Source organism: Streptomyces sp. SID14436, from assembly GCF_010548465.1.
Taxonomy (GTDB): Bacteria; Actinomycetota; Actinomycetes; order Streptomycetales; family Streptomycetaceae; genus Streptomyces.
The window spans coordinates 1-4955 of the sequence record NZ_JAAGMD010000457.1 but is presented as its reverse complement, the minus strand read 5'-3'; the positions used below and the strand labels follow the sequence as shown (position 1 = coordinate 4955).

General features: G+C 74.2%; 8 protein-coding genes. 2 read left to right on the top strand and 6 right to left on the bottom strand.

From position 1 onward, the window contains the following. Window positions 1-417 (bottom strand): hypothetical protein (locus G3I53_RS15825; RefSeq protein ID WP_164438464.1); only part of this gene is annotated, 417 nt, incomplete at its 3' end. Between the two features lie 178 nt (window positions 418-595). Then, the gene (locus tag G3I53_RS15820) at window positions 596-1159 is read right to left on the bottom strand and encodes a hypothetical protein (protein WP_164333211.1); all 564 of its coding nucleotides are present in this window, start codon (window positions 1157-1159) and stop codon (window positions 596-598) included. A 60-nt stretch (window positions 1160-1219) separates the two neighbouring features. Between G3I53_RS15820 and G3I53_RS15815 the strand changes: the two genes are divergently transcribed. Further along, window positions 1220-1474 carry a hypothetical protein gene (locus tag G3I53_RS15815; protein ID WP_164333212.1) on the top strand — a complete coding sequence of 85 codons (255 nt, stop codon included), beginning with the start codon at window positions 1220-1222 and terminating at the stop codon, window positions 1472-1474. A gap of 99 nt (window positions 1475-1573) precedes the next feature. Here G3I53_RS15815 and G3I53_RS15810 read toward each other — a convergent pair whose 3' ends face one another. Together G3I53_RS15810 and G3I53_RS15805 are read right to left on the bottom strand one after the other, a co-directional pair. Beyond that, a complete protein-coding gene (locus G3I53_RS15810) occupies window positions 1574-2020 on the bottom strand; it encodes an SRPBCC family protein (protein ID WP_164333213.1) in 447 nt (148 codons plus the stop codon). Window positions 2021-2161: 141 nt separating this feature from the next. Then, on the bottom strand, window positions 2162-2842 hold the full coding sequence (locus G3I53_RS15805) for a helix-turn-helix domain-containing protein (protein ID WP_164333216.1): 681 nt from the start codon (window positions 2840-2842) through the stop codon (window positions 2162-2164). 82 nt (window positions 2843-2924) lie between these two features. On the opposite strand from G3I53_RS15805, the gene G3I53_RS15800 reads away from it, so the two are divergent. Continuing rightward, window positions 2925-3356 (top strand): hypothetical protein, encoded by a 432-nt coding sequence (locus G3I53_RS15800; RefSeq protein ID WP_164333214.1) that lies wholly within the window; start codon window positions 2925-2927, stop codon window positions 3354-3356. Between the two features lie 150 nt (window positions 3357-3506). Here the strand turns inward: G3I53_RS15800 and G3I53_RS15795 are convergent, their stop codons facing one another. Together G3I53_RS15795 and G3I53_RS15790 are read right to left on the bottom strand one after the other, a co-directional pair. Continuing rightward, entirely contained in the window at window positions 3507-4388 is an 882-nt protein-coding gene (locus G3I53_RS15795) for a YegS/Rv2252/BmrU family lipid kinase (RefSeq protein ID WP_164438463.1), read from the bottom strand. A 61-nt stretch (window positions 4389-4449) separates the two neighbouring features. Continuing rightward, a partial coding sequence (locus tag G3I53_RS15790; protein WP_275406504.1) for an FAD-linked oxidase C-terminal domain-containing protein occupies window positions 4450-4955 on the bottom strand: 506 nt, incomplete at its 5' end.

The window sequence follows — 4955 nt, the reverse complement described above, 5'->3', positions numbered from 1 at the left end:
CGGCTCGGCGGTGCGGACCGCCGGACGGGCCGGGGCGGCGGGCGTGCGCACCGCGGCACGGACCCGGTACGTCGTGCGGTGCGGGTCGACCACGGGGTCGCCGAGCGTGATCCGGCCGGCGGCGTGCAGGGCGTCGCACTCGTCCGTGGGCAGCGCGACGTAGCAGCCGCCGAGGCCGGTGGTGGAGTCGATCGGACGCCAATAGCTGTACCGGCGACGGCCGTTGGCGTGCACGCTCACGTAGGTGGGAGTGCGCGGGTCGGAGACGATGCGCAGCACGTCCTGCGCGGGCGCCCCGGGCGCACCCTGGGGCCGGGGCAGGGGCCGGGCGGCGGGTCCGGCAGCGGTGCGGGAGGAGCGGTTGCGCGGGGCCGGGAGGGCGACGAGGCGTGCGGCCTGATCGACGGTGGAGAGCATCAGCAGGGCCTTTCCGGAGCCGGGACTCGAGACCGTCTACCCAGCGGGGCGCCGGTGTTGATCTCCTTTTCCGATCATTCTGCAATTCGGCACTGACAACGGGGGCGGATCCCGGTCACCGACCGGTGGGGAACCCCCGGCCCGGGGAAGGAAGTTGGCGTCACGGCCTCGAGCGGACTCAGGCGGTCGCCCCCTCCTGCGCCGGGCCGGACTCCTCCGGCTCACCCGTCGCGAACCGCATGGTGATGCTGATCAGCGCGCACGCGGCGGCGGCAGCGCCGAGGCCCAGGCGGCCGACTCCGAGGACCCGGTTGATGCGCCCTTCCATACCGGCGGCCAGTCCGTCGGGGTCCGTTCCACCGATCCGCAGGTCGACGCGGAGGGGTCCGCGCGGATCGTCCCCGGCCGCCACCACCACCTGCCCGTTGCGCACCGTCCCGCGCACGGCACGGGTGCGGCCGGGGAGGAGGCGGGAGACGGCCCCCTCCACGTTGAGCGCGCAGTACAGGGCGATCACGGCCAGCGCGCCGCCCCACACCCACAGCTCACCGGCGGAGTGCAGCCGCCCGTCCTCCCAGGGTTCGCCCACGCCGAGGAACCAGAACCCCACCAGCCCTCCGGCGAACGACGTGCCGTGGGCCCAGGTCAGCAGCGGCCCGCTGCCCCGTCCCGGAACCGAGCGGGGCAGCGCGGGAGGCGGCCCGGCGCGCTCCGGCTCCTCGTGCAGGACCGCCGCCACCACGTCGGCCGTCCGCTGTACTCCGCGCAGCGCCTTGAAGCGCCGAGCGCCGACACGGCCAGGGTGGCGACTCCCAGACAGATCATCAGCAGCAGGAAACGCCGCTCGCGGTCCGGCTCGAAGGCCCACACCGCCGTCGCCGCGAACACCGACAACGGCACGAGCCCGGTGAACACCGCCACCGCCGGCGCCTCTTGCACCGCCACGGCCCTGAGACGCCTCACCGACGACGCGGCTCCCGCGCCCACGCCCGTACGCAAAACCGCCGGCCCCCGCTCTCGCGTCCGTGACGACTGCTTCTTCGTCCTCAGAGGCTAGGAGAGGGATGCGGCGGGTGATCATCCGGGGGCGGCTCTCACGAACACCCCTCGGGGGGATTTCACCAAGTGCGCCGCCGGGCAGGCGAGTTGTGCACGGTCAGTGCGCCTCCACCGCCGTCTTGATGCGCTGTCCGAAGGCCGGGGCGTCCTTGCGGGCCGCGCCGCCCGCCACCGGCAGGAGCAGCTTGCCGACGCCGTGGCCCTCCAGGACGTTGCAGAGCCGCACGTGGGTGCCGCCGTCGGGGGTCGGCTCCAGGTCGTAGCCGCCTTCGTCCGCCGTGATCAGGTTGCGGGAGCGTTCGTGCCAGCGGATCCGGGTGGGGGCGGTCAGTTCGGTGATCTCGAACTCCCGCCGTGTCGTCATGCCGGCGTCCTTGACCGTGCTGGTGAAGACGGTGCCGACGTGGGTGGGGCCGCCGGGTTCCTTGTCGATGCGCTGCACGCGCGGGCTGAACTCGGGGTCGTGTCCCCCGTCCGCCAGGTAGGCGAAGACCTCGTCGATCGGGCGGTCGATGTCGACGGTGGCCTCGAAACGTGTGGACATGGGTCGTCCTCCTCCGGGGAGGCTGGGCGCTGCCGCACAGGGCAGTCGGCAGGCCGTTCCACGATACGGCCGCCACCGGGGTCGTGCCGCCCCGCGCGGGCCGGGGCGCCCGGTGGTCCGGGTGGTCCCCCCGGCCCCGGTTCAGGCCACGGGTTCCAGGCGGACGCAGCAGCGGCCCTCCGCCGGGGACAGGCAGGCCGTGTAGCCGGTCTCCCGGAGCCCTTCGAGGACTCCGCCCAGCAGGTGCAGGTTCATCCCGCACACCGTCTGCGTGTGTTCGCGGGCCAGGGCGTGGAAGGGGCAGTTGCCCAGGACGACGGTGCCGTCCTCGCGCCGGGGTTCGAAGCCGTACCGCTCCAGGACGCCGACCACCTCCTCCCCCGCGCCGTCGGCGCCGATGCGGGCGCCCAGCGCACGCGCCTCGCGGTGCAGGACGTCACGCACCGGTTCACCGGTCGCGCCGGACTCCTCCACGGCGCGGGCCAGGAGCCGGCCGGCGAGTTCGTAGCGCCGGCCGGGCAGGCTGACGGCTATCTGGCGCGCGGACCGCCGGTAGAGCTTGGCCGGGCGGCCCGCGCCGGGTCCGGTGCGCCCGCTGCGCCGCTCGTAGACCACGTCGAGCAGGGACTCGTCCGCGAGGCGGTCGAGGTGGAACGCGGCGGTCTGCCGCGCCAGCCCCAGGTCGGACGCGGCTTCGTCCCGGCCGACGGGATCGGTGCGGCGCGCCACGTAGTCGTAGAGCCTCCGGCGGGTGGGTTCGCCGAGCGCGGCGATGGCGGAGACGTCTGGGTCGCGTACTTCGTCCGTGTCGTCCACGAACACCAGTGTAAAACCCACAGCCCTTGACTAAAGAACGCCACAGGTCTTCTATAAACAATGAACCTTGTTGATAGAAGGAGGGGCCATGGCCTCCACGACCACCAGCAAGAACACGGCCGGTGTGCGGCGCGCGCAGCTCGCCGACCCCGGCTACCAGGCGTACGTGATCCTGCGGACGGGCTTCATCGTGGCGCCGGTCCTGTTCGGGCTGGACAAGTTCGCCAATCTGCTCGTCGACTGGCCCGGGTACCTCGCCCCGTGGATCGACGGCATCGTGCCGGGCGACGCCCAGGCAGCCATGTACATGGTGGGAGTGATCGAGATCCTGGCCGGTGTCGTCGTGGCCGTGGCACCGCGATTCGGGGGCTGGCTGGTCGCGGGCTGGCTGGCCGGCATCATCGTGAATCTGCTGACCATCCCGGACCACTACGACGTCGCCCTGCGCGACTTCGGGCTGCTGCTCGGCGCGGTCGCGCTCGCCCGGCTGGCGCAGCGCTACCACGGCACACAGGAGTGAGGGACGGCGGGAACCCGCGTCGGGCGCGGGCGCGTGGTGCCGGGCGCACCACCCGCCCGCGTCCGCACACGGGAATCCGCAGGACCGCCGGCCGGGAGCGCTCGGCCCGGCCCGTCAGCCGAGCACCAGCCGTCAGCCGAGCACCATCCGTCAGCCGAGCACCAGCAGCGCCCCCGGCAGGACGCGGGCGCTGACCGGGAGGACGGCCTCGACCTCGCCGTCGGTGCCGTAGGGCACCTCGCGGTCGGCCTCGATGAGGACCTCCCGCCCGCGCAGGACACGGACCTGGGGGCGGTTGACGTGGGCCCCCGACTCCAGCTCGTTCATCAGGGCGAAGAACAGCCGGCGGGGCGCCTCCTCGATCATCACGACGTCCAGCAGGCCGTCGTCGACCCGGGCGTCCGGCGCGATCAGGCGGCCCGAGCCGTAGTAGCCGGAGTTGGCGGCGACGACGGTGTAGCCGGTGTGCGCGTGTTCCACGCCGTCGACGGTGACGCGGTAGCGCGCGGCCCGCCAGGAGGCGACGGCGCGCAGCCCGCCGGCGTAGTAGGAGGCCGAACCGCGCAGCAGGCGGGAGCGGTTGGCGTGCCGGTTCGCCAGCGCGTCGACGCCGGCGTAGACGCTGCCGAGGACCACGGTGCGGTCGTGGACGGCGGACGTCACCTCGATCGTGTCGACCGGCCGGGGCTCGCCCGTGAGGAGGATCCGCGCCAGCTCGCCGGGGTCGGAGGGCAGGCCGAGGGCCCTGGCGAAGTCGTTGCCGCGGCCGGCGGGCACCAGGCCGAGCGTGGCGCCGGTGCCGCTGAGGGCACCGCCGACGCACCCGGTGATGCCGTCCCCGCCGACGGCGAGCACCACCCGGCCCTGTTCCCCGGCGGCGCGGGCCAGTTCGCCCGCGTGGGCGAGGCTGCGGCTGTACTCGGTCCGCAGGTCGGCGCCCGCCTCCCGGAGCAGCCGCGCCAGGGTGATCAGCGCGGCGGCGCCGGTCGAGCCGCCCGCGGTGGGGTTGACGACGGCGGTGAACTGGCGCATCGGGCTGCCTCCGGCGGGCCGAGGGGTGGGGTGGGCGGGGCGGGGTCCGGCGGGGTGCCGCTCACTCACCGGCGGGCAGGAGCACGCCGGGGCTCAGCAGTCCGGCGGGGTCGAGGTGCCGCTTCACGGCGTCCAGTGCCTGCGCGGCGACGGGGCCGATCTCCCGGAGGTACCAGTCGCGGTGGTCGGTGCCGACGCCGTGGTGGTGGCTGATGGTGCCCCCGGCGGCGAGGATCGCCTCGTTGGCCGCGTGCTTGGCACGGGTCCAGTGCGCCACCGCGTCGTCGCCCTGTGCCGAGACGACCGTGAAGTAGAGCGAGGCGCCGTTCTCGTAGACGTGCGAGATGTGGCACATGACCAGGGGCGGGGTCCCGGCCTCGGTGAGGGTGCCGGTCAGGGCGTCCCGGACGGCCGCGTACAGCTCCGGGACACGGGACCAGAAGGTGGCGGTCTCGAGTGTCTCGGCGAACGCCCCGGCGTCGAGGAGGGAGTCGCGCAGGTACGGGGCGGAGTAGCGGCCGCCCGCCCAGCGCCGGCCCGGTTCCTCGCCCAGCGGCGTGCCGCCGG

What these genes read in the sequence shown, in the direction of transcription:
- G3I53_RS15795 (WP_164438463.1), bottom strand. Translation starts at nt 4,388, where the DNA reads ATGCGCCAGTTCACCGCCGTCGTCAACCCCACCGCGGGCGGCTCGACC.
- G3I53_RS15800 (WP_164333214.1), top strand. Translation starts at nt 2,925, where the DNA reads ATGGCCTCCACGACCACCAGCAAGAACACGGCCGGTGTGCGGCGCGCG.
- G3I53_RS15810 (WP_164333213.1), bottom strand. Translation starts at nt 2,020, where the DNA reads ATGTCCACACGTTTCGAGGCCACCGTCGACATCGACCGCCCGATCGAC.